Source organism: Sulfurovum lithotrophicum, from assembly GCF_000987835.1.
In the GTDB taxonomy this organism is placed as follows: Bacteria; Campylobacterota; Campylobacteria; order Campylobacterales; family Sulfurovaceae; genus Sulfurovum; species Sulfurovum lithotrophicum.
The window spans coordinates 1399323-1424442 of record NZ_CP011308.1 but is presented as its reverse complement, the minus strand read 5'-3'; the positions used below and the strand labels follow the sequence as shown (position 1 = coordinate 1424442).

Here is a 25120-nt window from a genome sequence, read left to right as displayed (position 1 = left end):
TTGAATACTTTCAGGTAGATTGCACCTACATACAAGTAGGGATAATAGGCTTTAAGCGGTGAAATATTGAACTCTGTAACCAGCTTATCCAGTTTTGTAGGGTTGAGTGCCAAAAGTGTGGGTAACGTAATTTAGGGAGTTATGTGTGGTGGGTCCTCGGGGACTCGAACCCCGGACCACTCGGTTATGAGCCGAGTGCTCTAACCAGCTGAGCTAAAGACCCGTTATTTTTGTTTTGCAGTTTTGGGCTGCATGCTTATTTTTGCGTCAGAAGTATAGCGATTATAGTCTTTGAAGGCAATTAAATTCTGTAAAATCCCGAACATTACGGCAAAAATAATAAATGAGGTCCCTCCGTGGCTGAACATAGGCAGTGGAAGTCCTACAACAGGGGCAAGACCGATGATCATAAAGACATTGACTCCCATGTAGACGAAGAAGAGCCACGCCAGGCCGGAAGAGAAGGTTTTGATAAGATAGTCCCGTTTGTATTTGGCTGAAAGCCAGAGCAGGTGGAGGATCAGCAGGATATAGAGGGAAATGACCGTGACCATGCCTTTAAGGCCGAATCTCTCTCCAAGGTAGGCGAAGATGAAGTCCGTAGAGGAAACGGGCAGGAACTTGAGCTGTGTCTGTGTCGCCTCCTCTTTGCTTTTGCCCTCTATGCCTCCCGAACCGATGGCGATGAGCGCCTGGCGTACCTGATAGCTTGGCTTGTTGATCATATCGTGGATACGTTTCTTCTGATAGGGTTTCAGGCCATGCTCATAGACCACGGGAGCAGCGGCACCGGCAAGCAGAAAGATGGTGACCCATATCTTCCAGTCTATACCGATGATGAAAAGAATACCGTACCCCGTAAGAAGCAGTACCAGGGCCGTTCCCAGATCCGGTTCTTTGGCGATGGCAACGAAGGGGATGATGATGACCAGAGAAAGGACAAAGAAGCCTATGAGACCATAACCGCTCCGTGGAGGCGGTTTTTTGGAAATGAGATAGGCGAGCATCATAATAACGTTCACTTTCATGAACTCTGAAGGCTGAATGGTGATGCCGATGCCTGGGATCTCAATCCATCTTTGTGCGCCAAGAATGGTCTTTCCGACAAATTCAACGGCTACCAGCAGTGCAAGGTTTACCACATAGAAGAGGGGCGCGAACCACCAGAGAATACGTCTCCATGGGATAAGTGCGGCAACAGTGAAAGCAACAGCGGCAATACCGTAGTAGAACATCTGTTTTTGGAAAAGGTGCTGATTGATCTCATAAATAAGGTAGGATGAGATAAAAAAGAGGGGCAGTAGCTGAAGGATCAGAAGATAGGAAAAGTTCTTGAAAATCCGTTTGTCGTAGTCGAACATATACAGCCCTGCAATTTTTAGGGTATTATATCGAAAAGCTTCTAAGGAAGGAATAGTTAGGAATGATCGATTTTTACCGTTTTAAAAATCTCTCAAACGAGCCCGGATGCATGCATGCCGTCACCAAAAAAGACCCGAACGAACCCTATGCCTTGAGCCTGGCGCTGCATACGGGAGAGGCACTGGACGAGATAGTTGCCAACCGCCAGAAGATCATCTCGGAACTTGATCTGAGTGAAAAAGCCTATTTTGTCGTTGCTGATCAGACACACAGTGACCACATCACGGTGATAACGGAAGCTGCGACAAAAGGATGGGAAGCACTTGAAGATGCCGTTGCCGACAGTGACGCACTGATCACCGGCCTGCCCGGTGTCATGCTGGTGATACTGACAGCGGACTGCGTGCCGATACTTCTGTGCGACAGAAAGAAGAAAGTCGTGGCTGCCGTGCATGCGGGATGGAAAGGGACACGCTCACAGATAGCGCTCAAGACCGTAGCAAAAATGGTTGAGGTATTCGGGTCAGACCCTGCCGACATACTGGCAGGGATAGCCCCTTCCATAGGAAAATGCTGTTATGAAGTGGGCAGGAATGTGGCAAAGCACTTTTTTGAAAGTCCTGAAGCGCTGAAGCAAAAAGGGGAGAAGTATATGCTCGACCTGCCTGCCGTCAATCACCATCAGTTGCGAAAAGCGGGTCTCCTGGAGTCCAATATAGAGCTCAGCGGTGTCTGTACCGCCTGCGAAGTGGACTCCTTCTTTTCTTACAGAAAAGAGCAGGGGTGCAGCGGAAGGTTTATGAGCCTGATTGGATTGAAGATGGAGGATTAACGGAACACATCCGCATTTGTGTCACAATGCAGCGTCAGTTCGTAAAGCCACTGCTGAAGATCGGACATATCCTCATAAATTTTAAAATTCCTGTCTATGATAGCCTCTGAGTGGAAAGTCTTGTCGGGAGGGAATGTAGTGTAGGCGTAGATGGCTCCCATAAGGTAGAGATAGCTGTGGGGATCATCGGCATTACACTCTCTTGGCATGCGTTTGTACTTTGCTTCGGGAAGAAGGTAGCCTTTGGCTTTGAGGTCTTCTAGAATAGCGTGAAGCTCGCTGCGCCGTTCGTCGTTCCGGATATATTCTCTGTAAGCCGCAAGGAGGGTCGGTTTGAAGTTGCGTATGCCGGTGGCTACGAAAACTTCATGCGGATCGTAGTGCATGTAAAAACTGCTGCTCTGCATACGGTGTCCGGCTCCCTGCCAGAAGATGATGCCGATACGTGTTTTGATGGGATCATTCAGGTGAAAGCGTGCATCGCGGTAGATACGGAAAAGTGACTTGTTCGTTTTGGGTATGGCATGGATGGTGGGGACGAGTATCTGCAAGTGTTCTCCCATCTCCTTAACGTAGGCCTTGTTCGGTGCTACGATAAAACGTTCATACTCCTCTCTATGGGTATCGAGCCACTCTTTGGAGTTGTTGACAATGATCTGACTGAGAAAGTCAAGACCCTCTTTGGGGAAACCTTTGAAGGGCATCATGCATCCACTCTGCGGTCTTCATCGGCATCAAGTTCCATGACTTTCCACGGAAGTCCCTGTTTGTTCAGCTCTACCATGAAGGGATCGGGGTCGAACTGTTCCATGTTGAAGACCCCTTTACCTTCCCAGATACCGTCAAGCATCAGTTTAGCCCCGATCATTGCGGGGACACCTGTCGTATAGCTTACCGCCTGGGAGAGGACCTCTTCATAGCACTTCTCATGGTTGCTGACCTGGTAAATGTACACACTTTTTTCCTTGCCGTCCTTGACCCCTTTGGCAAAGATACCGATGTTGGTCTTGCCTTTGGTACGCGGCCCGAGGCTTGCGGGGTCAGGAAGCAGGGTCTTGAGGAATTCGATGGGCACGATCTTCTGGCCTTTGTGCTCGACCGGTTCGATACTCAGCATCCCGACATTCTCAAGTGCTTTCATATGCATCAGGTAACTCTCACCGAAAGTCATGAAGAAGCGGATACGCTTGAGTCCTTTAATATGTTTGACCAGACTCTCCATCTCTTCATGGTAGAGCAGGTAGGAGTCTTTGGGTCCTATTTCCGGATAGTCCCAGACCTGCTTGATCTCCATGGGTTCTGTTTCGATCCACGTGCCCTTTCCATTGTCGTCTTTTTGCCAGTAGCGTCCTTTTGCAGAGACCTCGCGCAGGTTGATCTCCGGGTTGAAGTTGGTGGCGAAAGGATAGCCGTGGTCTCCTGCATTGCAGTCGAGGATGTCGATGGTGTGGATCTCATCGAAGTAGTGTTTCTGGGCATAGGCGCAGAAGACATTGGTCACGCCCGGGTCAAAACCGCTTCCCAGTAGCGCCATGATGTTGCTCTTTCGGTACTCGGCATCTCTTGCCCACTGTTCCTTATATTCGAAACTGGCAGTATCTGGGTGTTCGTAATTGGCGGTGTCGAGGTAATCGACCTGGCACTCCAGGCAGGCATCCATGATGGTCAGGTCCTGATAGGGGAGTGCGACATTGATGACGATGTTGGCTCCGGTACGGTTGATAAGCTCAATGAGTTCGGGGACCGAGTCCGCATCGACCTGTGCGGTTTTGATTTCCACACCGGTTTTCTTTTTAACGTTCGCAGCGATATCGTCACACTTGCTTAGCGTTCGGCTCGCCAGTGTAATCTCTCCGAAAGTATCGGCATTCATAGCGCATTTGAAAGCAACAACGTTACCGACACCGCCGGCACCGATGATAAGGGTTTTTTTAGTAGATACCATAGTTGACTCCTATTTAAGTTCTGAATTTATAAAACGCGTTATGAGCTGTTCCTGCATGTCCTGCCTGCTGTCAATGATAAGAAGCAGATAGACATTTTGCGTTTCTATGGTGTACATAATGCGCCACCGTTGATAGATTAGCTCCCTGTAGTCGAGAATCCCCAGTGTTTTCATTTCAGGGACCACTCTCCCTCTCAGGGGGAAATGCTCCAGGGTGGAACAGTGCTCTTTGATAGCAAAGTACACCTCTTTGGCAATTGTATGACTCTCTTCGTAAATGTAGCCAATAATATTCTCCAAGTCAAGAGAAGCCTCTTTGGTCCATAGGACTTCATAATTCTTCATGCGGCTTACTTAAAGTATTTTTCTTCTATTTGATCAAATACCTCTGCCTGTCTGATGAGTTTGCCTTCCCGTATCTGTCGTTCACTTTTGATGATCATTTTCAGCAGGGCAAGGCTGTTCTGCAAATTTTCATAACTTTTGATATCCTGTACAACCGCTTTTGCCTCGCCATTCTGTGTGATGATCATACTTCTCTGGGTCTCTGTGACTGTGTTGATGACATCGGCCGTCTTGGCTTTGAGAAAACTGATCGGTTTAATATCCTGACTTAAGTTCATACAGTACCCTTTCTATAATTAATTTGTTTTATTGTACTGAATTTAGTTTTAATTTGGTATTAAATTATTAGAGGTACCCTAAAGGTAATAATGATCTATGATATAAGTGAGTACAAAAAGTATGGGGATGAAGAGCAGGGTAGTGATGAGTATGAGGGAGGTCACATCTTTGGGTTTGCAGTCATAGAGGGATGCAAGGTTGATGTTGGCTACGGCAAGCGGAGTCATCATCTCCATGAAGATGACGCCCTGAACGAAAAGCGGCAGGTCGGTCAGGTTGAGAATGAATGCTGTGGCTGCCGGGACAAGAATAAACTTCTGGCTGACTGTTCCCAGAAAGAGTTTGGGATGGAGCTCTCTGATACGTATGCCCTGCAGGAAAGTACCCAGCAGAAAGAGTTGAAGCACGATGCCGGCATAAGCACCCATTTTGAAGAATTCTTCGATCTGAGGGGAGAGCTGTATATCATTAATATTTATAAATATAGCAATGATGGATGCAGGGATGATGGGAATTTTGATGATGTTGAACAGAGAGTCTCTGATGCTGAAGGAGCCGCGTGAGTAGATGTAAACTCCGATGATGTAGACGACAAAAACATTGGCGATATTGATGAGGGTGGTGTAGATGACGCTCTGTTCGCCAAAGAGAGCAATGCCAAGGGGAATACCGATATTACCTGTATTGCCCACAAAACCTGCAATAGAGAAGATGGCACGGTCTTTTATATTTTCAAATATTATTCTACCCAGCAGGATGGTTGGAAGCAGTAAAGTAAAGATGATCCCCAGGTAGAGCAGTGGCACATAGACATGTTCCGTATGCAGTTTGGCAGTGCTGAAGCCCCAGATGGTCACAAAGGGCTGCAGAAAATATACCGACATGAGTGTGAGTGTTTTGGTACTCATATCCTCTTTGAAAATACGTTTGGCCATGTAGCCAAGGACGATGAAAACATAGACGAATATAATAGAGAGAAGTGTACTTATCATAGAGATATTATACATTAACATATTTTAGATATCATTCCTGAATTAATTTTAGGATGCATTTTATGGATTTTTCTTCTCTGGAGACTTGGGGATACCTGGCAGTTGCTTTTTTCTCTTTCGGTGGCTCCCTTTTTATCGTAGCGGCGGCGGGTGTGTTCTCCTACATGGGGCATATGGACCTGACCACGGCACTGGTTGTGGCGATGGTGGCAAATTTCATGGGGGACAATTTTCTCTTCTATCTGGGGAAATACCACAAGAAAGACATTCGGCCCTACTTTGCAAAGCATAAACGAAAAATAGCTCTTGCCACGCTCATCATGCGCAAATACGGGGTCGCAGCGATCTTCATTCAGAAGTTCCTTTACGGGGTGAAGACACTGGTGCCGATTTCAATGGCGCTTTCGAAATTTGATTTCAAAAAATTTATATTCTTTAATATATTTGCGACAATACTTTTTATCCTGACAATAGGGCTGAGTGCCTACTATGCAAGTGAAACGATCATTGCTATGTTCAGTTATGTGCAGGCTAAACCCTGGATCGCTCCTCTGGTAGCCGTAGCATTCCTGGGCTCACTCTGGTATGCGATGACACACTTTACAAAGAGACGATAGTCGTTTTTTATCTATTCAGCCAGTAAATAAGGCTTGGTATATTTTTGATACCGAAGAAAAGGTAATCCTGATGATCCCCCTCTGTATATCGTTTTACATAGGTCAAGCGGAAGATCTCCATGAGATCGATATAGGTATTAAAACCATAAAGATCTTCACGGTTATAAAAAGACCCCTGTGTATTGCCGAACAGCGTTAATCCCCCTCCGAGTGTCATGAATTCATTGTAATCGTAGAATGCATTGACATCCAGATGGAGGAAATCATTTTCCCTTTTCTCATGGACAAAGGAAAGTTTGGCCTCTAATCCGTCGAACGGCCCTAAATCCTTATACCAGAAGGCACTGTACCCCAGACTGATGCCGGTACTCAGGGTATTGTCAAAGGCTATTTCGCTGGGCAGGAGCCTTAGAGCCGTATAAAGTGTACTGTTTTTTTCCTCTTCAGGGGCATTAAGAGGAAGAAAGTGGAATCCCTCTTTCTCTTTAACCAGTGTATTCCCTGTCCATACTGCAATACTGGTTGCTTTAGCAATAATACGCGAGGTTCTTGTATTGCTGCCATTTGCATCACGTTCAGTAAGGATCCTTGCCCGTTCGTTCTCCAGGGTGGCTATGCGTGTCACAATATAACGCATAGGGCGTTTGTACCAGTGTTTGATATCTTTTTTGGCGTAGTACAGAAAGTTTTCCTTCTGAGAATGAGGTAACTGTGTGAGATCAAGTTTTGAAAGAAATTGTTCAAACTCTTTGAGTGTATATCTCTTCTTGTCACTTTTCTTCAGGTTGAAAGCTTTATAGATGGCAAGAAACATACTGGGCTTTGAAGGTGTTCTGTGCTGACATTCTGTTTGCACAAAAAGATCATAGGCATTTTTTGCCTGAGGATTTTTATCTATTCCCAGTATCTGTTTGAAGTGGTCCATTAAAGCAATCTGAGAGGTATATTCTTCTGCGTAGCCTTTGCTTCTCAGTGTCTTTGCAAGATGGTAAATGGCATCATAGACACCGACATGGTAGTCATAGATTCGAAAATTTTTGTCAAGAAAGGCACCGAAATGCCCCAGAAACTCACCGGTGATGGGGTGATGGCGGGAAGAGAGTATGAGTGAATAGGAGGGGTCATTTTTGAAATAGCGGTTGATCGCCTCGTAAAGCTTCATAGATTGGAAAATGTCAAGACTGCTGAGCAGTGGCAGACCGTTAGAATGAAAAAAACCTAGAGGGATCTCTTCACGCTCCTCTTCTTTTTTCTTTTTGGATTCCGTACACAGTACGCCGCACTTGTTTTTACAGTTTTCCCCCCTCACATTGTTCGGATCGATAAAGAGGAACTTTTTGGCTCTTTTGTCCAGTTCTATGGCCAGTTGAAGAGGCAGGTTGGTATAAGCTCCGCCGTCAATGAAATAACTTGAATATTTTTTCTTATTATACTCATAGTCCAGTTTGACTTGTTCAAAAGCACCGGGAAATGCAGAAGAGGCAAAGAGTACAGGGATTATCTTAGATATATTGTTTTCAATACCGGGAATGGAAAGGTAGAAATCATTGCTCTTTGGCATATTCTTATTAATAATCTGTATCTTCCCCTGCTTTTCTCTAAAAGTGAAGGGAGCAGAAAAGTGTTGGTTTTTAATCTCTATTCCTTGAAATCTTTCGATCATCGGTTTGGCTTTGGTCAGAGAAAAACCTAAAGGAACTTCACAGCCTTTACGGTAGATGGGCTCCTGTAAATGTGCAACGATCGCTGCAGCTTTTTTATTAAGTTCCTTGCGGGTAAAGAGGGTACTTTTGTTCGTTGCATCTCTGCCTTTGATGATGAGATCTTCAAGCCCCAGGCCAACCCAGGTATTGTAAAAAAGATTGTTGTCAATGGTGTTAAGTTTTGGTTTAGAGGGTTTCTGGCACCAGTAGGCTGCAGAGATCAGTGCATTGATGGAACCGGCGGAAGCACCTGTAAGTGAGCGTAGCTCAGGATGCACACCGATCTTTTTTTCTCTCAATTCACTGAGCATTCGTATCATTGCCCAGTTATAGCCGGCTTCATAAGCACCGAGACTGACACCCCCGCTGATGACCATGGAAAAGTTGACTTCTTTGGTTTTTGCACAGAGGGAAATAGGGTAAAGAAGCAGAAGAGGGAGTATCAAGCGTGAGAGTGTTTTCAGAGGAATACCTTTTATATAGTTGAAGAGTGTCCCGCACTCTTCTTTTGATTTATGCTTTCTTTTGCTGCACAAACTTTTCGATACGTCTGATTCCTTCACGGATGGTTGAAATATCTGTTGCGAAAGAGAACCTGAAGTAACCTTCCGATCCGAATCCAATGCCTGGAACGACTGCGACACCGACATCCTGAAGCAGCTCTTTACAGAAGGTGATAGAGTCGTTGCTGATATCTTTGATGTTCACGAAGAGGTAGAAGGCACCTTCGGGTTTGAGCACGCTCAGGCCATCGATCTCATTCATGAGTTCTGTCGCTTCTTTTGCTCTGGCCTCGAATGCGGTACGCATCATCTCGATCTCATCATCGACTTCACCGTTGAGTGCCGGGATCGCCGCTTTCTGGGTAATGGAGTTGATGTTGGAGGTACTCTGGCTCTGCAGTTTGTTCATGACAGAGATCAGCTTTTTGTTCGGAGATGCAAGGTAGCCGAAACGCCATCCAGTCATGGCAACCGATTTGCTCAGTCCGTTGATGGTTACAGTTCTCTGGAACATATCTTCAGAGATGCTTGCTGTAGCGGTAAATTCAACACCATACACGAGTTTCTCATACATTTCGTCACTGGCTACGATGATCTCGGTGCCTTTGAGCACCTCTCCGATCGCTTCGAGTTCCGACCTGGAGTAGATCGACCCTGTAGGGTTGGACGGTGTGGTCAGGATGAGCATCTTCGTTTTGGGTGTGATCGCCTCTTTGAGCTGTTTTGCGGTGATCTTGAAGTTGTTTGTCTCATCCGTCTCGATGATGACAGGAACCCCCTGGGAATATTTGACCTGCTCGGGATAGGTGACCCAGTAGGGGGCAGGGATGATCACTTCATCCCCTTCATTGATGAGTGCCTGGCAGAGATTGAAAAGTGAATGTTTCGCACCGTTGCTGGCAATAATGTCCGACGGTGCATATTCAAGTCCGTTGTCTCTCTTGAGCTTGCCTGCGATCGCTTCAAGCAGTTCGGGAATACCCGGTACGGCAGTATATTGTGTAAAACCGTCGTTGATGGCTTTGATCGCCTCGTCTTTGATGCGTCTTGGGGTACCGAAATCCGGTTCTCCTGCAGAAAAGCTCAGAACATCCTTGCCCTGTGCTTTGAGGTCTCTTGCCAGTGAAGAGATGGCGATGGTCAATGATGATGACAGTGTCTGTATGCGGTCTGATAACATGTTATAACCCTTAAAAATAAATTCAATTATTATAGCCAAAAGTGGTTTAGAAAGTTCTCAAAAGGGTTGAATGCAGTAACTCTTTATTCCATACTGTGAATGAAGTTGTCATACAGCTCTTCAAGTTTATGGTCTTTCTCTTTGATATCTCTCTGCTTGGTCCTTGGCAGGGCCTCTTCAAGTACTTCGATGCGCTTGAGAAGGTATTCGAAGATCTCTTTGTTGACATCTGGGATCTTGTTGTGGCTCAGTGGAGTCTTGTCATAGCCTCGTTTGAGTACACGCGCCGGGATACCGATGGCCGTAGAATCTGGGGGAACATCTTTGACGACCACGGAGTTGGCTCCTACCTTGGAATTCTCCCCGATAGTAATGTTGCCCAGGACTTTGGAGCCTGCGCCGATGACGACATTGTTCTCCAGTGTAGGGTGGCGCTTACCTTTACTGGTGCTTACGCCGCCCAGTGTGACCTGCTGATAGATGATGACATCGTTTCCGACAACAGTCGTCTCCCCGATGACGACGCCGACACCATGGTCGATGAAGACCCTTCTTCCCAGTTTGGCTGCCGGGTGAATGTCGATTGTAGTAAGAAATAGCCCAACGGCCGAAATGAATCGCGGCAGAAACCTCAGTCCAGTGTTATACAGTGTGTGTGCGAAACGGTAAAAGAAGAGTGCCCAGAGACCAGGATAGTTGAAAAAGAGTTCAAAGGTTGAGTGCAGAGCAGGGTCGTTTCTTTTGACATTGAGAAAATCCTCTTTGATGAGACTGAATATGTTCACTTGGCTTGTCCTTGTTCGTTCTGTGCCTGAATGGTCTTAAGATAACTGTTTTCACTTAAATAAAGATAAAGTTTACCCAAAAGCTCTCTCTTTTCTTCCTGTGAGATGAGATTGGATTCTTCTATCTGGTATTTGAGTGCTTTGTCGATGATGCCGGTATCGTAATCGAGGTCATCGAGTACATCCATAAGGTTTTGCGCTTCGATCAGGTCATCGATACTATAGCTGCCGTCTTGGTTGAAGTTGATCACGCATTCGGTGGGGTGGGTGAAGAGATTGTGCTGCATGCCCAGTACCTCCTGGTAGGCACCGGTCAGGAAAAAGGCAAGAAAATACTCTTCTTTACTGACATCGATATCGTGCAGATAGAGCGGCAGTTCACGGTTGAATCCTATCTCCCCGTCAGAGTCACAGGTAATATCCCATATGCTTGCGGGGTTGGTGGGGGTAGTGTCGAGCCTGTCCAGCGGCATCACGGGGAACTGCTGTGCCAGTCCCCAGAAATCCGGCAGAGACTGAAAGAGAGAGAAGTTGACCAGGTATCTCTCCTGTATACGGTCCTGGAGTTTTTTGAGCTCACCCGAACCTTCGTTTCTGAGCAGGGAGATCGCTTTTTTGATAATGAGGTTCACCAGTATCTCCGTATTGGAGCGGTCTTCAAGGTCAATGTAACCCAGATCGAAAAGGGTCAGCAGGGATTCCATGTGGTCCAGGGCATCATGCAGGTATTCTCTGGCATTTTTCCTGTTGATGGTGTTGAAAAGGTCATGAAGTTCCTGAACCAGTGGCGGATTCTTCTCTTTGAGACGCAGTGCTTTTTTATGATATTCCTGAGAAAAGAGTTCAAGTACCGGCGCGATCAGTACGGAGTGAGATGCGGCGATATAGCGTCCGGACTCGGTGAAGATATCGGGTTCCTCTACCCCTTTGCGTTTGGCGATCTCCTGCATCAGGTAGACTACATCGTTGGCGAATTCACGCAAGGAATAATTCCTCTCTATACTGCTGCCGTGCTGGGAGTATTCGACTGCCAGACCACCGCCGATATTGATGGCGGTGAGGCTGTCCGCACCGCGTCTCTTGAGTTCGGCATAGATGTTCCCCGCTTCCCTGAGCGCTTTTTTTAGAGGTGCGATGTCTCCCATCTGTGACCCGATATGGAAATGGATCATCCAGAGGCGGTCGAGAAGTTTGTGTTGTTTAAGCATCCCGTAGGCTTCGAGAAGTTCGGTCGAGGTAAGGCCAAACTTGGAGGTATATCCGCCGCTTTTTGCCCAAATCCCGATACCGGAACTATGAAGACGTATACGTGCACCGATCTTGGGAGAGACTGGGATGTCGGAATCTTTATTGAACTCCTCATTGACCTCTATGATTGTTTCGAGTTCTCCCAGCCCCTCGATGGTTACGGTAATGTTGTGGCCCATTTTTGCAGCAATGAAACACAGAGAGATCATCTCTTTGTCTTTGAACCCGTTCACGGTAATGGGAGCGCCCAGAGGGGTTTTTGTAATAGCGATGATCAGTTCCGCCTTGCTGCCTGCCTCCAGACCGTAATCGTAGTGTTGAGAGACATCGATGAGTGCATGGATGAAGTTGGGAAACTGGTTGACCTTCAGTGGGAAGACTGCATGAAAATTCCCCCGGTACCCAAATTCTTTTTTGGCTTCTTCAAAAGTGGAGAAGAGTGTGGAGATCTGTTTTTGGATGAGGTGGGGAAAACGCAGCAGCAGAGGACCTTTGTACCCTTTTTCCCTGATCTCCTGAGTGATCTGCAGCAAAGAAGGTTGATTGGCATGGTTGATCTTGACGGTATCACCTTTAATGATGAAGTTGTCATCACTCCAGATATCCAGACCGAAATTTTTCATTGTTTTATCCCATTGCGTTTAAGTGGGGGTAATTATAGCAAAACTTAATCCAATCTTACCTATAATAAGCATATGAACAGGGAGTATGTAACCTACAGGGAAGACCCGCAGCAGATCAGGATCGCATCAAAGGGGGAGTGGACACTTGCTACCGTACCCGAGATCGAAAAAGAATTAAGCGATATATCTGTGGGAAAAAGTGTAGTGTGGGACCTTTCCGGCGTGGAGGAATTTGACAGTGCGGGTGTACTGCTCTTCATGGAGTATTATGACAAACTGAAGCAAACAAATGCTGTTGAGCTTGTTGGATACTCCGAGAGCCAGAAAGAGATGTATGATCTGCTCAGGAAGCATATGATCGAAAAGGTCCCGGAACGTAAAACGAGTTTCTTTGAAGAGCTTGGTAAAAGTACTCTGGTAGTCCTGGGAGATATCAAAGATCTCATTACGTTTCTGGGGCATCTCTTTTTCACATTGTTTAATGTACTGTTCCATCCCAGGAATATTCGTATCAAGGAGATGGTTTATCATATCCACCACTCCGGTTTCAATGCCCTGATGATCATCGGGTTGACCTCTTTTCTTGTTGGGATGGTCATCGCCTATCAGGGAGCGGTGCAGTTGGCGAAGTTCGGTGCAGATATCTTCATCGTCGATACGGTAGGCATCTCCATGGTACGTGAACTTGGTCCCTTGATGACAGCGATCGTTATAGCGGGGCGTAGCGGCTCTGCCTATACGGCTGAGATCGGAGCCATGAAGATCACAGAAGAGATCGCCGCAATGCGTACAATGGGTTTTGATCCTTATACTTTTTTAGTAGTGCCGCGGATATTCGCGCTGATCATCGCTTTGCCTCTTTTGATCTTCTTTTCGGATATCATGGGGATATTCGGAGGTATGGTCGCTTCGCAGATGGAACTGAATATCTCCATGGCACAGTTTGTGGACAGACTCTACGAAGTGCTGGAGGTCAAGCATTACATCCTCGGGATGATCAAGGGGCCGGTTTTTGCCTTTGTCATTGCTGCTATAGGATGTTTCAGAGGCTTCCAGGTTTCGGATAATACCGAGAGTCTCGGTTTGCAGACCACTGCTTCCGTGGTCAATTCCATCTTTCTTGTCATTGCCTTTGATGCACTCTTCTCTGTTATCTATACGGAGCTTAACCTATGAATCAGGGAAATGTGGTCATTGAAGTCAAAGATATTGTCACGCGTTTTGGGCCGCGGACCGTACATGACGGAGTGTCGCTGCAGATCAGAGAGAATGAGATCTTTGCCATTCTTGGAGAGAGTGGTGCGGGAAAATCGGTTCTGATGAAAGAGATGATCATGCTGCTTGAACCTAATGCCGGTGAAGTAACCGTACTGGGGAAACGCCTTAACGGTATCTCTTACCGGGAAGCACAGCAGTTACGAAGGGAGTGGGGAGTGCTATTTCAGTTTGGTGCGCTTTATTCTTCCATGACCATTGCTGAGAATATAGAGGTGCAGCTCAAAGAGTATACGAAAATCAGTAAAGAGATGCGTGACAAACTGGTACGTTCAAAGATCGCACTGGTGGGCCTGGATGAACATGTAGGCTCTCTTTATCCTGCTGAGCTCAGTGGCGGTATGATAAAAAGGGCTGCGCTTGCAAGGGCTCTGGCAATGGAGCCAAAACTGCTTTTTCTTGATGAACCCACTTCGGGACTCGACCCGGTCGGTGCACGTAATTTTGATGCGCTTATTGTCGAACTGCGTGATATGCTGGGGATCACGGTCGTGATGATCACACATGATCTTGACAGTATTTTCAGCATCGTGGACAGGATGGCTATTTTGGCTGACCAACATGTCGTAGCAGAAGGAACTTTAAAAAATGTGTTACAATCTCAACATCCTTTTGTTGAAGATTTCTTTAAAAATGAATATACGAAAGAGAAGTACATGGACAGGTTAGATCAGAACAGGGTGAAAGATGTATAGCAGAGTCAATTACACGATCGTCGGTATTTTCGTACTGCTCTTTGGTGCAGGGCTTGTGGCCTTTACCTTCTGGCTTGCCAAATACGGCATCAAAAATGAATATAATCTTTACAAGCTCGAGATGACAGAGTCCATTTCCGGACTCTCGAAGGACTCGACAGTAAGACTCAGGGGCGTGGATGTGGGACGTGTCAGTGAGATACGCATCAATCCTGACAATATAGAGCAGATAGAGGTTTTTTTAAAGATACGCTCGGATGTACCTATCAAAGAGGATATGAAAGCACATACTGAGATGCTCGGCATCACCGGACTTTTAGCTATTGAGATCGAGGGCGGGACGAATAAATCGAAATTGCTGAAACCCAAAAACGGGGAGATCCCGATCATTCAGACAGAGCCTTCATGGTTAAATAAAACCAGTAAAGGTCTTGGCAATATGGCGGAGAACCTGAGTGTACTTATCGAAAAAGCCGAGAAGATTATGAGCGACAGGAATATTGAAACTTTTGGAAGTATTCTTGAAAATACGGATCAAATGACTGCCAAAGCTGTCGTTACACTGGATGAATTCAATACAACCATGCAGGTCTACAAAAATGCCGCGGTCAAACTCAATGATGATATCCATTCGGCAAGCAGTAATTTTACGCGTATCACGGAAAACACCGTACCTGCACTAAAATCACTGCAGAGAGCAGCAAAAGATTTCAACCGTTTGACACTGCTAGCAGAAAAAAGCCTCAACAGAGGTGACTACAATATCAAAGAAACTTTTGAACCGATGCTGGTGGATATCGGCATCCTTACCGAACAGTTGACGGACCTGACACGGGAACTGCAGCAAAGTCCTAGCAATATACTGTTCAAATCGAGAAAACAAAGAAGAGGGCCGGGAGAATGAGAATTGTATTGTTATTGGGATTTTTACTGTTGAATGGATGCAGCTTTAAAGAGGCACCTGTCATGAAGGTATATACGCTGGTGACTCCTGCCGTATCGGCAGTTCCTTCGGCTCAGTATCGTAACAAGATACTCAAAGTCTCCTACCCTGTGGCATTGAATGAGAAATTGGCTGACGAAATGCATTACTCCTATTCTCTGACAGACAGAGGGAGCTATCTTAACTCACGCTGGTCCAACGATGCAGGAAGGCTGCTTCAGGGCAATATCATTCAGACCCTTTCCCATGCAAAACTCTTTAAAGTAGTCGTCCCCTATATGTCGGATGTTAAGGAAAATCTGCGTCTTGAGGCCACGGTCTTTGACTTTTCACATCATGTGAGAGGAGAAGCCTCCTACGCTGTTGTCTCCATACAGTTCACACTGATGAATGCCGAGACAGGAAAGCTGATAAAGGCGAAAAGATTCAGTTACCGGGAACCTACGCCTACTATTGATGCCAGGGGATATGTTGAAGCGACCAACCGTATCATGGCAAAGCTGAGCAAGGATCTAATACACTGGCTGCGTTAAACTTCACTGAGGGGGATATTCTTTTCCTCTTTTGTTTCCAGGTCCTTTAGCCAGACTGTATCGTTTTTGAGCTCATCTTCACCGATCAGCAGGGCATAACGTGCCTGGGCTCTGTCCACCCCCTTCATATGGCTTTTGAAGCCTTTTGAACTGTACTCGACCGTCACTTTGTCTGTGGTACGTTTTTGGTTGCCGAGCATAATGATCTTTTCGATGGCTTCAGGTACCATGGCACCCATATAATAACCCTCTTTCTTTGTTTTGGGCATCTGCACCAGTTCCATGATACGCTCGATACCGATGGCGAAGCCGACAGCCGGTGTGGGTTTCCCATCGAGGTACTCTACCAGTTTGTCATAACGCCCGCCACCGGCAATGGCCGACTGAGAACCGATCTCGTTACTGACAAACTCGAAAGCGCTCTTGTTGTAGTAGTCCAGGCCTCTGACCAGGTTGGTATCGACTTCATAGGCAATGCCGGCATCATCGAGCAGTGCTGTAAGTTTGTTGAAGTCACTGTCACAGGCTCCGCAGAGATTCTCGATGAGTTTGGGAGAGTCTGTCAAAAGAGACTGGCACTTCCCGTTCTTACAGTCGAGCACGCGGATGGGGTTCGTACCTATTCTTCTGTTGCAGTCCGCACACAGTTCTTCACTGATCTCCGTCAGAAAGCTGACAAGGCTCTTTCTATAGGGAGGCATGCATTCGGGACATCCAAGGGAGTTTATCTTCAGTTCAAAGCCGATGCCGAGCGCTTTGAAGATCTGGCTGATCATTACGATAATGGTGAAATCTTCATAGACAGATGCCTCTCCGAAACTTTCGCAACCGAACTGGTGGAACTCCCTTAAACGTCCTTTCTGCGGCCTTTCGTAACGAAACATCGGTCCGTAGTAGTAGAACTTCTGTTTGACAGGCTGGCGGTCGAGTTTGGCCGAGATGAAAGCACGTACCACACCGGCAGTCCCCTCGGGGCGCATACAGACATCATTGCCGCCTTTGTCCTCGAACTGGTACATCTCTTTGCTGACGATGTCGGAACTGTCACCTACGGAACGTTTGAAGAGTGCCGTCTCTTCAAGAATAGGGGTCTCAATGTAGCTGTAGCCGTAACGTTTGGCTATGCCAATGGCTGTTTTGATGATATATTCAAAACGTTCTGACTCTTCAAAGGTAAGGTCTTTCATGCCACGTAAAGGGTTGATCATAAGGTGTCCTTTAAAACACGAAATTTATATCGTGCAGGGTGGGTTTATCCACCTCCTGTAAAATAATTGATGAATTATACCTTCAAGTAGGTAAGAATGGATTGATGGATGTTCTCGATACTGTCCGTCGCATCGATGAAGAGGTGGGGAATACCGAGTTTGAGGATACTCTCTTTCATATGTTCCTGTACACGTAGCAGATATTCAAGCCCGCGAAGCTCGATACCGTCAAGCTCCTTTTGTGATGTACGTTCCTGTAAAGTTTCCATATTTGTTAAAAAGAGAATGATGCGGTCTGGGAAGTGGCCTTTGAGGGCAAAGCGGTTCAGGGCGACCAGCTCATCAAAGTCGAAATCACCGTTGGCAAGTGCATAACCGATACCCGATATGAAACCTCTGTCGGAGATCACTATTTTATCCCGGTTGGGTGCGACTACTTCTTCATAGTGTTCTGCCCGGTCAGCCAGAAAAAGAAGCAGCTCGGCTCTTTTGGAACGGAGTGAATCACTCAGGAGAATCTCCCTTGCTTTTTGGCCAAATGCCGTGCCGCCGGGTTCATGGGTGGTAATGATATCGGGATACTTTTGTGCAAGCAGTTCTATCTGGGTGCTTTTCCCGCAGGTATCGATGCCTTCAAAGAGTATATACATTATGCTCTGATCTTTTGGATGATACGATGGACTTCAGGGTGAAGGAGATGGTCTACTTTTCCGTTGTAGGCAAGTATGGCCCGTACGACGGATGAGCTGACAAAAGCGTGCTGGAGGTTTGGCATCAGGTAGATGGTCTCCAGGTCGGGGTCGAGTGAAGCGTTGGCATAGCCCATTTGCAATTCATATTCAAAGTCACTGACAGCTCTGAGGCCTCTAACGACGATATTGGCTTCAAGGTCCTGTGCAAGATCGACAAGCAGCTTGTCAAAACCGATCACTTCGATCTTCGGAAAATCCCGGGTAGCAGCCTGAACCATCTGTATGCGTTCTTCCAGTGTGAACATGGGCTTTTTGGCTTCGGATGCCGCTACGGCGACAATGATGCGGTCGAACATCTTGCAGGCACGGGTGATAATGTCGAGATGTCCGTTGGTGATCGGGTCAAAAGTTCCGGGGTAGATGGCTGATCTCATTGAAAACTCCTTAATTCTTCACTTCCAACGGGCATACAGCTCGTTGGGAATTCCTAAAACGTCGTACCATTTGCCTATGATGAACTTCTCCATCTCTTCCATGGAGGAAGCATCTGAGTAGTAACCCATGACAGGAGGGGCTATGATAACGCCCAGTGCTGCCAGTTTCTGCATGTTCTCCAGTGCGATGGCGGAGAAGGGCAGCTCCCTCGGGGCAAGCAGGAGTTTTTTCTGTTCCTTGAGAGCCACGGCTGCGACACGTGTGGTAAGATTGTCGCTGATCCCGCAGGCGATCTTTGCAAGGGTGTTCATGCTGCAGGGAATGATGGCTGTGGCATCGACCCTGAATGAACCGCTTGAAACGGAGGCGGCGATGTCCTTCGAAGTATGCAGTGTCACTTTTTCGTTCTCGAAAGATTCGACGGTAAAGGCATTGTCCGTGACGACCACATGCACATCGATGCCATCAGGCAGATAGTCGACAAATTTTTTCCCCAGTGCAACACCGCTCGCACCGGTAATGGCTACAACAAGTTTCAATTGAAAATACCTTAGTTAGGGGTTAATAGAAGTGATTATATCAAAAGATTGTTAAGACAGGGGAAACCAAAGAGCCTACAAAACAAGGAAGTTTATAATTGAAGTAAGGGGAGGACGGCTCTTTGGTTTTTAAAAGATGACTCTCCAAGAGATAAACAAGGAAGTTTACAATTTTGGACAAGGAGTAAAACAAAATCTCTTGAAAGAGTTTGCCACCTTTCATATGAGAAGTATAACCTATGGGCGTTAATAGAGGGTAATAAAGAATTAACCGTTATATACAATTTGGTAAATGAAAAAATAATCATCTTTCACTCATCCGGGAAATGCCGGTACATAGTTGCTAAAAGCAATTGTTGTTATAATGCTTTGAGATAATTTCTACAGGATGGATTCTGCATGGTAAAACTTTTTAAACTGCATAAATTTTTCGGGCTTCTTGTCGGGCTGTTCCTTTTGGTGTTGGGGCTTACGGGCTTTTTTATCAACAACAGGCAGTGGAACTTTCTCTACACGACAACAGTTGGGAATGTACCCAACACGACATTGACGGAAGACAAAAAACTTTTTGAAGCATACTGGGTAGACAGTGAAGATACCGACCACATCATCGTCGGCGGAAAACGCGGGATCTTTGAAACGTTTGATGAGGGTGAGACGTACAGTCAAATGACTGACCTTCAGTGTCTGGCCATTAAAACAGATGCCAATACAAGCTACGCAGCCACCTCCGACGGTATCTATGTACTCAAAGATGAAAAGTGGAATCCTTATGCTCTTCAGGGAAACTATGTCAACGCATTGTCAGTCACCGATAAATATATGCTTGCAAGTATCGACAAACACAGGCTGCTGCTGATCAAAAGAGATGATGCTTCGGTGGTCAGCGATACTGTCGTCAAAATAGATGCATCACAACTACAGGATGACATAACGCTCAAAAACCTGATCAAAGATCTGCATTTCGGACGTGGACTTCTGGACGGGAAGCTCTCTGCACTGCTCAATGACTACGGGGCACTGGTTTTGATTTTCCTATCGCTTAGCGGTTATCTTGTCTGGTGGTATATACACCTGAAGAAAAAAGCCGAAATGAGCAGGAAACTCATAAAGTGGCACGCAAACAGTGTGGTTGTCCTGGCGTTTATACCTTTGACCATCCTGGCAGTAACAGGAATATTTCTGAACCACTCAGGGGGATTGAAAAAGTTCATGACCGAAACGGTGGTGCCTCACAGTGTTTTACCGCCTGTCTACTCCTCTCTAACCTCCGATATCTGGTCTGTTGATTTTGACGGGACGACTTACCGGATAGGAAACAGGTATGGTGTCTACAAAAGTACTGACCTTAAAAGCTGGAAACAGGAGACAAAAGGTTTCGCCTATCGTATGGCACGGATAGATGGTGTGCTGTATGTAAGTGTGAAAGACGGATCAAACCGTTTTTATGACGGAGTGTGGAAAACCCTGGAAGATGTTCCCTATACGTTCAAGGATGCGTATGACTATGATGATGAGGTCAAGTTTTTTACTTACAAACATTACGAGGGAATGATGCCGGAATTTGAAGATGCCACGCTGTTTTCGACACTTCGGACCATACATGGAGGGGTATTTATGGCTCCCTGGTGGAAATGGATCAATGATTTTGTCGCCATAGCACTGTTGATACTTGGATTTACCGGTATTTCAAGATGGATTCACAAAAAGAGACTGTTTTCAAAAAGAACGCCAAAGCAGGAATGATGGAACATAAAACAGATAAATGGCTCATTTTTTTATACGGTGTCTTTGCCTACATTGTAGGTTTGACAGGACAGATATGGTTCATCCTTTACATCAGTGACTGGAATGTTGTGTCAAACAATGTTGATATGCCGCAGGAAATCTCTTTGGGAATGGCGCTGCTCATTGACATTGCACTGATCCTTCTTTTCGGCCTGCAGCATTCGGGAATGGCGCGCAGAGGGTTCAAGCGTATGGTCACACGAATGATCCCGAAAGTGAGTGAACGCAGTACCTATGTGCTGCTTTCTGGCGTGGTGTTCATTGTCATGTGTCTGTACTATCAGCCCATCGACGGATATGTATGGAAAGTTGAAAATGGCTGGCTCAAATGGCTGCTGGAGGCAGGGTTTGTTTTTGGCTGGGGGTTATCGGTCTATGCCAGTTTCATCATTAACCACTTCGAGCTTTTCGGGCTGGAGCAGGTTTATTTTTACCTGACAGGCAAAGAAGCAAAACCTATTGCATTCAAAGAGAAGCAGCTCTACAGATACCTTCGTCATCCCATTCAGCTGGGTGTACTGATGGGTATGTGGTTCACGCCTGCAATGAGCTATGGACATCTGGTACTTTCCATTGGATTCACCGTTTACATTTTTATCGGCCTTTACTTTGAAGAGAAGGACCTTGTACGGGAAATGGGAGAAGTCTATGCCGACTATAAAAAAAGAGTTGCGATGATGTTCCCGTTTTGGAAATAAAAAAGTGTTTTTCGGGATTAACCTTTTTACAGTACACTGCCAAAAAAACAAAAGGGTTACAGAATGAAAAAAATAGTATTGCTGGCGGCATTTTTAAGTGTGTCGCTTTTTGCAGAGTTTAAAACAGTGGATGCGGACGAGTTCGCCAAACTTCAGGCAAAAGGATATCCTGTCATAGATATCCGTACACCCGACGAATGGAAGACAACAGGTATCATTAAGGGTGCGCACAAGATGATGTTCTTTACACCAAACGGACAGCCGGACCTTGCAGGCTGGTTCTTTGAGCTGGGGCATTTGGTCAAAGACAAAAAAGAGCCTATACTCATTTACTGTGCGCATGCCAACCGCACAAAAGCTCTGGGGCAAGGGCTTGAGCAAATGGGCTTTAAAAATGTCTACGAACTCAAAGGCGGTATAGAGAACGGCTGGATCAAAGCAGGGAAGAAGACCGTTAAACAGTAAGCGGTTTTGTGATGTGTTTTACAACCCAAGTTCATTCATGCAGGCTACACAGTAAAGTGATTCAGGCACAAGCTTGAGTCTTTCTATGGGTATGTCTTCTTCGCACTCTTTGCAAATGCCGTATTCGGGGGTATCGATCTTCAGGTAGGCCTGCTTGAGCCTGTTCAGGCGTTTTGTCGCCTCTTCATAGCGTTGAAAATGAATGCTCTGCTCCTGCTTGAAACTGATGTGGGCGACCTTGTCTGATGTTCCCTCGCCTTTAGTCGGATAGATGGCAGCCCGGATCTCTTCGATCTCACTGCTGAGAGTTTGTATCTGTTCCTCGATGATCTGCTTGAATTGTTGTTTTTGTTCCGCTGTCATGTATATTTCCACTTTAAAATGTTTGATTTAAGTGTCTCGCTTAGTCGATGAATTCCACTATCTCTTCAAAAGGCAGCCTCAACTGTTCACTCTGTTCGTTGACTCTGTAGCCGAATGCAGCCATCACGGCTACCTGATATTTGGAACTGTCTATCCCAAGCAGTTTTTCCACATTCTCTTTCTCGAAACCTTCGATGGGGCAGGAGTCTATCTGTTCGTAAGCTGCTGCTGTCATCATGTTCGCCAGTGCGATGTAGGTCTGTCTCGCCGTCCAGCAGAAGGTCTTCTCATCGGTTGAAAGTGTATCGGCCAGGAAATTCCCGTAGAGGTCGACGTAGGCATCTATCTGCTCCTGCGGGAGAGGACGTCTGGCAAAACGTTTTTCGGGGATGCCGCTTTGGGGCCTGACACTCTCGATGGCTGCCAGAATGACCACAAGGTCTGAACAGGTCGTGATCTGCGGCTGGTTCCAGCATAACGGGCGCAGTTTTGTCTTCATCTCTTCATTCCTGATAACAAGGAACTTCCATGGTTCCATTCCGAAAGAGGAGGGGGAGGTGCGTCCGGCTTCTAGAATGTAGCGCATGGTCTCATCGGGTATCTGCTTTGTTTCGTCAAAGAGTTTGCATGCATGGCGGAATTGCATCGCTTTGGTGAAATCATTTTTTAACATGGCGGATCCTTTTGGTATTTTCTGTCTGTATTCTACCAAAAGTTTGTAAGGTGTAAGCGTATGGTCAGTGATTACGCAAAGCCGGATCGTGAAAAGAAGTAATGGGTGCGGAAGAATAAGAGGACAGAACCTCCTACAGCTCTTTAATGATCGCTTCGATCTGTCTGCGGTGAACGATCTGATGTACCATACCCAGGATAGACCACTGTTTCGGATTGAACTCACCGAACCATGGATGTGCTGAAGTATTGTCTATGTAGATGTTCTTTACATTTTTATTGAGTAATTTTCTGTAAGAAGCCAAAAAAGTTTCGAACTGCTGTACAATATCATCTTCTATCTCCGTGTAGGGTTTGACATCTTCTATCTGGACCTGATCATTGAGTTTTCTCCCTTGTGAGAGGAGGGGAATGCGTGTCTGTAAAGCATTTCCAACTATCAGCAGGTGCTTGATGACCATGGCGACAGAGTAGTAGCGGGAATTGTCCTCGAGGCCAAAGAGTTTCGGTACAAGGACCCTCTCAAAGAGCTTTTCTTTACTCAAAGGAGAGACAAGTGCGATGATCTTTGTACCTTCCCTGTCATAGATGTCCCCGGCTTTCTCCCATGAGATGAAACGGTTCAGCATTGGGAAAATCACATGTTTTGCTATTAGACGTTTGAAAGGCGAGATACCGGCACCTGCCTCTTGCAATGTTTCGATGATTTCTTTTGAATCGACTTCTTTCATTATTTCTCTCTTTTTTTATTGAAGTATAGACTGTTTCTTCATTTCAGAGTATAAGAAAAGGATCTATTTGTATCGGTTTTCTACTCTAAACTCCCTTGGTGTTGTTTTGCAATACTTTTTGAATTGTACGATAAACCAGGAAGAAGTGCTGTAGCCACACTCCGCAGCGATCTCCTTGATGCTTTTCTCGGAAGAGGTCAGAAGGAACATTGCCTTCTCCATACGTTTTTTGTCCAGCCATGTTTTGGGAGATACCCCGAAATGTTTGACGAACTGTGTATGAAAGTGTGAAGGGCCCATACGCAGGAGCGTATGCATATCGGTAACGGTGTAGAGAATGTCGATATTCTCTTCCAGAATATAACGCATACGCTCGTTTGAGGTTTCAGTTACATGCTGGAAGAAAGATGCGAGTTGACGGGGTGCGTGTTGGTAGAATTCCAAAAAAAGTAGTTCCGTTTTGAGTTTGAGCAGGGTTTTGAAATGGGGTTTCTTCTCTCTGGCAGTAACTTGAATGGATTCGATGAGTATTCTGATGGTATCGGATGTACCGTAGGGAATGACTTCAATGCGCTTTGCAGTACCTTGCGGCGCGATCCGGTATTTCTTGAGCAGATTGATTATGTAGGTATCATCAAAAAAGAGAGTGAGTGTTCTGTAATCAGAGGAGTTTTGGTTGCTGAAGTAGTTTCCCTGTGCAAAAAATACGGCATGTTCTTTTTCGATGACAGTACTTTGGGTGTTCATTTCCACCTCTTTGTATCCGGATTCTACGAGCGTGAGACCATGCATCGTATTGCGGACAAGTATCTTTTGGGTATGGGTCCGCATCTGTTCCAGGTAAAGATCGTTGCCAAGATGAACAAGTGTCGGTTCGTTTCTTTCTATCATATAGTTGGGGATCGTGACTGTCATAAGGACGATTATATCGTTTTGTGTGATAGAATGACAAGAAAAAAAGAGTGTACATACCATGAAACTGGAAAACATCATACCTTGGGGACGCAGCAAAAAAGAGTATATGGAGATGTTCGATCTCAGCAAAGAGGATGTGCTGACTAAAAAGATACTCGGATGCGGTGACGGACCATCGAGTTTCAATACGGAAGTGGACTACGACGATGGCACTGTGGTTTCCATCGATCCGCTCTATGCCTACAGCAAGAAGGAGATCATGCAGCGTATCGATGAGGTTGCGGAAGATGTGATGGCGCAGGTGAAAGCGAATGCCGGTAATTTCGTCTGGAAGAACATCCCTGATGTAGAATCACTGGAGCACATACGCATCGAAGCAATGATGGAGTTTCTGATGGACTATGAAGATGGGAAAGAGGAGGGCAGATACATTGCCGCTGAACTGCCGAATCTTCCCTTTGAAAATGACAGCTTTGATCTGGCACTCTCTTCACACTTTCTTTTCCTCTACAGTGACCACCTGGATGAATCTTTTCATAAAGATGCTGTCAGAGAGATGCTTCGGGTATCCAAAGAGGTACGCATTTTCCCGCTGCTGACGCTGACGAACGAACGGTCTCCCTACGTTGAAAGCATAGTAGATATGCTGGAAGCAGATGGCTATAAAGTGGAAATTGTCAAAACCGGGTATGAGTTCCAGAAAGGGGCTGATGAGATGATGAAGATCACAAGAAGAAGTTGTTAGAATTAGAAC

The 25120-nt window shown here is 46.0% G+C and carries 28 protein-coding genes and 1 tRNA gene; 10 read left to right on the top strand and 19 right to left on the bottom strand.

The features are described from left to right. Positions 1-146 precede the first annotated feature (146 nt). Together YH65_RS07005 and YH65_RS07000 are read right to left on the bottom strand one after the other, a co-directional pair. Positions 147-223 (bottom strand) — tRNA-Ile (locus YH65_RS07005). Position 224: 1 nt separating this feature from the next. Then, positions 225-1361: an FtsW/RodA/SpoVE family cell cycle protein gene (locus YH65_RS07000; protein ID WP_046551248.1), complete on the bottom strand. Its 1137-nt coding sequence runs from the start codon at positions 1359-1361 to the stop codon at positions 225-227. Positions 1362-1423: 62 nt separating this feature from the next. Here YH65_RS07000 and pgeF point away from each other — a divergent pair, with 62 nt between their 5' ends. Continuing rightward, positions 1424-2194, top strand: a complete 771-nt coding sequence (gene pgeF, locus YH65_RS06995; RefSeq protein ID WP_046551247.1) for a peptidoglycan editing factor PgeF — start codon at positions 1424-1426, stop codon at positions 2192-2194. On the opposite strand, the gene YH65_RS06990 is transcribed toward pgeF, so the two are convergent. The 5 genes from YH65_RS06990 to YH65_RS06970 form a co-directional block, all read right to left on the bottom strand. Next, a complete protein-coding gene (locus YH65_RS06990) occupies positions 2191-2901 on the bottom strand; it encodes a TIGR02453 family protein (RefSeq protein ID WP_245609180.1) in 711 nt (236 codons plus the stop codon). The two genes, pgeF and YH65_RS06990, sit on opposite strands and share 4 nt — an antisense overlap. After that, positions 2898-4139, bottom strand: a complete 1242-nt coding sequence (locus tag YH65_RS06985) for a saccharopine dehydrogenase family protein (RefSeq protein WP_046551246.1) — start codon at positions 4137-4139, stop codon at positions 2898-2900. Before YH65_RS06985 ends, YH65_RS06990 begins: the two co-directional genes overlap by 4 nt. Before the next feature lie 9 nt (positions 4140-4148). Then, positions 4149-4484, bottom strand: a complete 336-nt coding sequence (locus YH65_RS06980) for a type II toxin-antitoxin system RelE/ParE family toxin (RefSeq protein ID WP_046551245.1) — start codon at positions 4482-4484, stop codon at positions 4149-4151. 5 nt (positions 4485-4489) lie between these two features. Next, positions 4490-4762 carry a type II toxin-antitoxin system Phd/YefM family antitoxin gene (locus YH65_RS06975; protein WP_046551244.1) on the bottom strand — a complete coding sequence of 91 codons (273 nt, stop codon included), beginning with the start codon at positions 4760-4762 and terminating at the stop codon, positions 4490-4492. Positions 4763-4840: 78 nt separating this feature from the next. Continuing rightward, the gene (locus YH65_RS06970; RefSeq protein WP_245609179.1) at positions 4841-5755 is read right to left on the bottom strand and encodes an AEC family transporter; all 915 of its coding nucleotides are present in this window, start codon (positions 5753-5755) and stop codon (positions 4841-4843) included. Positions 5756-5817: 62 nt separating this feature from the next. Between YH65_RS06970 and YH65_RS06965 the strand changes: the two genes are divergently transcribed. Then, a complete protein-coding gene (locus YH65_RS06965) occupies positions 5818-6372 on the top strand; it encodes a DedA family protein (protein ID WP_046551243.1) in 555 nt (184 codons plus the stop codon). 7 nt (positions 6373-6379) lie between these two features. On the opposite strand, the gene YH65_RS06960 is transcribed toward YH65_RS06965, so the two are convergent. The 4 genes from YH65_RS06960 to speA all read right to left on the bottom strand — a co-directional run bounded on the left by YH65_RS06960 (position 6380) and on the right by speA (position 12414). Continuing rightward, positions 6380-8611 (bottom strand): patatin-like phospholipase family protein, encoded by a 2232-nt coding sequence (locus YH65_RS06960; RefSeq protein WP_046551242.1) that lies wholly within the window; start codon positions 8609-8611, stop codon positions 6380-6382. Then, the gene (locus tag YH65_RS06955) at positions 8589-9758 is read right to left on the bottom strand and encodes a pyridoxal phosphate-dependent aminotransferase (protein ID WP_046551241.1); all 1170 of its coding nucleotides are present in this window, start codon (positions 9756-9758) and stop codon (positions 8589-8591) included. Before YH65_RS06955 ends, YH65_RS06960 begins: the two co-directional genes overlap by 23 nt. Before the next feature lie 83 nt (positions 9759-9841). Further along, a complete protein-coding gene (cysE, locus tag YH65_RS06950) occupies positions 9842-10543 on the bottom strand; it encodes a serine O-acetyltransferase (protein WP_046551240.1) in 702 nt (233 codons plus the stop codon). Continuing rightward, on the bottom strand, positions 10540-12414 hold the full coding sequence (speA, locus tag YH65_RS06945; protein WP_046551239.1) for a biosynthetic arginine decarboxylase: 1875 nt from the start codon (positions 12412-12414) through the stop codon (positions 10540-10542). The genes cysE and speA overlap by 4 nt, the downstream gene beginning before the upstream one ends. Positions 12415-12486: 72 nt before the next feature. On the opposite strand from speA, the gene YH65_RS06940 reads away from it, so the two are divergent. The 4 genes from YH65_RS06940 to YH65_RS06925 are packed head-to-tail and all read left to right on the top strand — an operon-like array spanning position 12487 to position 15860. Next, positions 12487-13590 (top strand): ABC transporter permease, encoded by a 1104-nt coding sequence (locus tag YH65_RS06940; RefSeq protein ID WP_052746126.1) that lies wholly within the window; start codon positions 12487-12489, stop codon positions 13588-13590. Beyond that, positions 13587-14384, top strand: a complete 798-nt coding sequence (locus YH65_RS06935) for an ABC transporter ATP-binding protein (RefSeq protein ID WP_046551238.1) — start codon at positions 13587-13589, stop codon at positions 14382-14384. Before YH65_RS06940 ends, YH65_RS06935 begins: the two co-directional genes overlap by 4 nt. Next, the gene (locus YH65_RS06930; RefSeq protein ID WP_046551237.1) at positions 14377-15288 is read left to right on the top strand and encodes an MlaD family protein; all 912 of its coding nucleotides are present in this window, start codon (positions 14377-14379) and stop codon (positions 15286-15288) included. The genes YH65_RS06935 and YH65_RS06930 overlap by 8 nt, the downstream gene beginning before the upstream one ends. Continuing rightward, positions 15285-15860, top strand: coding sequence for an ABC-type transport auxiliary lipoprotein family protein (locus YH65_RS06925; protein ID WP_046551236.1), 576 nt, complete (start codon positions 15285-15287; stop codon positions 15858-15860). Before YH65_RS06930 ends, YH65_RS06925 begins: the two co-directional genes overlap by 4 nt. Here the strand turns inward: YH65_RS06925 and hisS are convergent. The 4 genes from hisS to YH65_RS06905 all read right to left on the bottom strand — a co-directional run bounded on the left by hisS (position 15857) and on the right by YH65_RS06905 (position 18734). Further along, positions 15857-17068, bottom strand: coding sequence for a histidine--tRNA ligase (gene hisS, locus YH65_RS06920; RefSeq protein WP_046551235.1), 1212 nt, complete (start codon positions 17066-17068; stop codon positions 15857-15859). The genes YH65_RS06925 and hisS overlap by 4 nt on opposite strands. Positions 17069-17142: 74 nt before the next feature. Continuing rightward, entirely contained in the window at positions 17143-17718 is a 576-nt protein-coding gene (gene tmk, locus YH65_RS06915; protein ID WP_046551234.1) for a dTMP kinase, read from the bottom strand. Then, positions 17718-18194: a pantetheine-phosphate adenylyltransferase gene (gene coaD / locus YH65_RS06910; RefSeq protein WP_046551233.1), complete on the bottom strand. Its 477-nt coding sequence runs from the start codon at positions 18192-18194 to the stop codon at positions 17718-17720. The genes tmk and coaD overlap by 1 nt, the downstream gene beginning before the upstream one ends. Before the next feature lie 18 nt (positions 18195-18212). Beyond that, a complete protein-coding gene (locus tag YH65_RS06905; RefSeq protein ID WP_046551232.1) occupies positions 18213-18734 on the bottom strand; it encodes a UbiX family flavin prenyltransferase in 522 nt (173 codons plus the stop codon). A 399-nt stretch (positions 18735-19133) separates the two neighbouring features. Between YH65_RS06905 and YH65_RS06900 the strand changes: the two genes are divergently transcribed. From YH65_RS06900 to YH65_RS06890, 3 genes are all read left to right on the top strand, one after another. Further along, positions 19134-20480 carry a PepSY-associated TM helix domain-containing protein gene (locus tag YH65_RS06900; protein WP_046551231.1) on the top strand — a complete coding sequence of 449 codons (1347 nt, stop codon included), beginning with the start codon at positions 19134-19136 and terminating at the stop codon, positions 20478-20480. Beyond that, a complete protein-coding gene (locus YH65_RS06895; protein ID WP_245609178.1) occupies positions 20429-21220 on the top strand; it encodes a methyltransferase family protein in 792 nt (263 codons plus the stop codon). The genes YH65_RS06900 and YH65_RS06895 overlap by 52 nt, the downstream gene beginning before the upstream one ends. Positions 21221-21283: 63 nt before the next feature. After that, positions 21284-21685 carry a rhodanese-like domain-containing protein gene (locus YH65_RS06890; RefSeq protein ID WP_046551229.1) on the top strand — a complete coding sequence of 134 codons (402 nt, stop codon included), beginning with the start codon at positions 21284-21286 and terminating at the stop codon, positions 21683-21685. Between the two features lie 18 nt (positions 21686-21703). Here the strand turns inward: YH65_RS06890 and YH65_RS06885 are convergent, their stop codons facing one another. The 4 genes from YH65_RS06885 to YH65_RS11270 all read right to left on the bottom strand — a co-directional run bounded on the left by YH65_RS06885 (position 21704) and on the right by YH65_RS11270 (position 24366). After that, on the bottom strand, positions 21704-22048 hold the full coding sequence (locus tag YH65_RS06885; RefSeq protein WP_046551228.1) for a TraR/DksA family transcriptional regulator: 345 nt from the start codon (positions 22046-22048) through the stop codon (positions 21704-21706). A gap of 40 nt (positions 22049-22088) precedes the next feature. After that, positions 22089-22721, bottom strand: coding sequence for an NAD(P)H-dependent oxidoreductase (locus tag YH65_RS06880; protein WP_046551227.1), 633 nt, complete (start codon positions 22719-22721; stop codon positions 22089-22091). Between the two features lie 133 nt (positions 22722-22854). Beyond that, the gene (locus YH65_RS06875; protein WP_046551226.1) at positions 22855-23451 is read right to left on the bottom strand and encodes a DinB family protein; all 597 of its coding nucleotides are present in this window, start codon (positions 23449-23451) and stop codon (positions 22855-22857) included. A 63-nt stretch (positions 23452-23514) separates the two neighbouring features. After that, positions 23515-24366, bottom strand: a complete 852-nt coding sequence (locus tag YH65_RS11270; RefSeq protein WP_169745666.1) for a helix-turn-helix domain-containing protein — start codon at positions 24364-24366, stop codon at positions 23515-23517. Between the two features lie 58 nt (positions 24367-24424). Between YH65_RS11270 and YH65_RS06865 the strand changes: the two genes are divergently transcribed. Beyond that, complete coding sequence (locus YH65_RS06865; RefSeq protein ID WP_046551225.1) at positions 24425-25111, top strand: class I SAM-dependent methyltransferase; 687 nt, start codon at positions 24425-24427, stop codon at positions 25109-25111. The last annotated feature ends 9 nt before the right edge of the window (positions 25112-25120 follow it).

Bases quoted from the DNA above. Each gene is read 5' to 3' on its own strand.
- YH65_RS07000 (WP_046551248.1), bottom strand. From the start codon at position 1,361: ATGTTCGACTACGACAAACGGATTTTCAAGAACTTTTCCTATCTTCTG.
- pgeF (WP_046551247.1), top strand. From the start codon at position 1,424: ATGATCGATTTTTACCGTTTTAAAAATCTCTCAAACGAGCCCGGATGC.
- YH65_RS06990 (WP_245609180.1), bottom strand. From the start codon at position 2,901: ATGATGCCCTTCAAAGGTTTCCCCAAAGAGGGTCTTGACTTTCTCAGT.
- YH65_RS06985 (WP_046551246.1), bottom strand. From the start codon at position 4,139: ATGGTATCTACTAAAAAAACCCTTATCATCGGTGCCGGCGGTGTCGGT.
- YH65_RS06980 (WP_046551245.1), bottom strand. From the start codon at position 4,484: ATGAAGAATTATGAAGTCCTATGGACCAAAGAGGCTTCTCTTGACTTG.
- YH65_RS06975 (WP_046551244.1), bottom strand. From the start codon at position 4,762: ATGAACTTAAGTCAGGATATTAAACCGATCAGTTTTCTCAAAGCCAAG.
- YH65_RS06970 (WP_245609179.1), bottom strand. From the start codon at position 5,755: ATGATAAGTACACTTCTCTCTATTATATTCGTCTATGTTTTCATCGTC.
- YH65_RS06965 (WP_046551243.1), top strand. From the start codon at position 5,818: ATGGATTTTTCTTCTCTGGAGACTTGGGGATACCTGGCAGTTGCTTTT.
- YH65_RS06955 (WP_046551241.1), bottom strand. From the start codon at position 9,758: ATGTTATCAGACCGCATACAGACACTGTCATCATCATTGACCATCGCC.
- speA (WP_046551239.1), bottom strand. From the start codon at position 12,414: ATGAAAAATTTCGGTCTGGATATCTGGAGTGATGACAACTTCATCATT.
- YH65_RS06940 (WP_052746126.1), top strand. From the start codon at position 12,487: ATGAACAGGGAGTATGTAACCTACAGGGAAGACCCGCAGCAGATCAGG.
- YH65_RS06935 (WP_046551238.1), top strand. From the start codon at position 13,587: ATGAATCAGGGAAATGTGGTCATTGAAGTCAAAGATATTGTCACGCGT.
- YH65_RS06930 (WP_046551237.1), top strand. From the start codon at position 14,377: ATGTATAGCAGAGTCAATTACACGATCGTCGGTATTTTCGTACTGCTC.
- YH65_RS06925 (WP_046551236.1), top strand. From the start codon at position 15,285: ATGAGAATTGTATTGTTATTGGGATTTTTACTGTTGAATGGATGCAGC.
- hisS (WP_046551235.1), bottom strand. From the start codon at position 17,068: ATGATCAACCCTTTACGTGGCATGAAAGACCTTACCTTTGAAGAGTCA.
- tmk (WP_046551234.1), bottom strand. From the start codon at position 17,718: ATGTATATACTCTTTGAAGGCATCGATACCTGCGGGAAAAGCACCCAG.
- coaD (WP_046551233.1), bottom strand. From the start codon at position 18,194: ATGAGATCAGCCATCTACCCCGGAACTTTTGACCCGATCACCAACGGA.
- YH65_RS06900 (WP_046551231.1), top strand. From the start codon at position 19,134: ATGGTAAAACTTTTTAAACTGCATAAATTTTTCGGGCTTCTTGTCGGG.
- YH65_RS06895 (WP_245609178.1), top strand. From the start codon at position 20,429: ATGGATTCACAAAAAGAGACTGTTTTCAAAAAGAACGCCAAAGCAGGA.
- YH65_RS06890 (WP_046551229.1), top strand. From the start codon at position 21,284: ATGAAAAAAATAGTATTGCTGGCGGCATTTTTAAGTGTGTCGCTTTTT.
- YH65_RS06885 (WP_046551228.1), bottom strand. From the start codon at position 22,048: ATGACAGCGGAACAAAAACAACAATTCAAGCAGATCATCGAGGAACAG.
- YH65_RS06880 (WP_046551227.1), bottom strand. From the start codon at position 22,721: ATGTTAAAAAATGATTTCACCAAAGCGATGCAATTCCGCCATGCATGC.
- YH65_RS06875 (WP_046551226.1), bottom strand. From the start codon at position 23,451: ATGAAAGAAGTCGATTCAAAAGAAATCATCGAAACATTGCAAGAGGCA.
- YH65_RS11270 (WP_169745666.1), bottom strand. From the start codon at position 24,366: ATGACAGTCACGATCCCCAACTATATGATAGAAAGAAACGAACCGACA.
- YH65_RS06865 (WP_046551225.1), top strand. From the start codon at position 24,425: ATGAAACTGGAAAACATCATACCTTGGGGACGCAGCAAAAAAGAGTAT.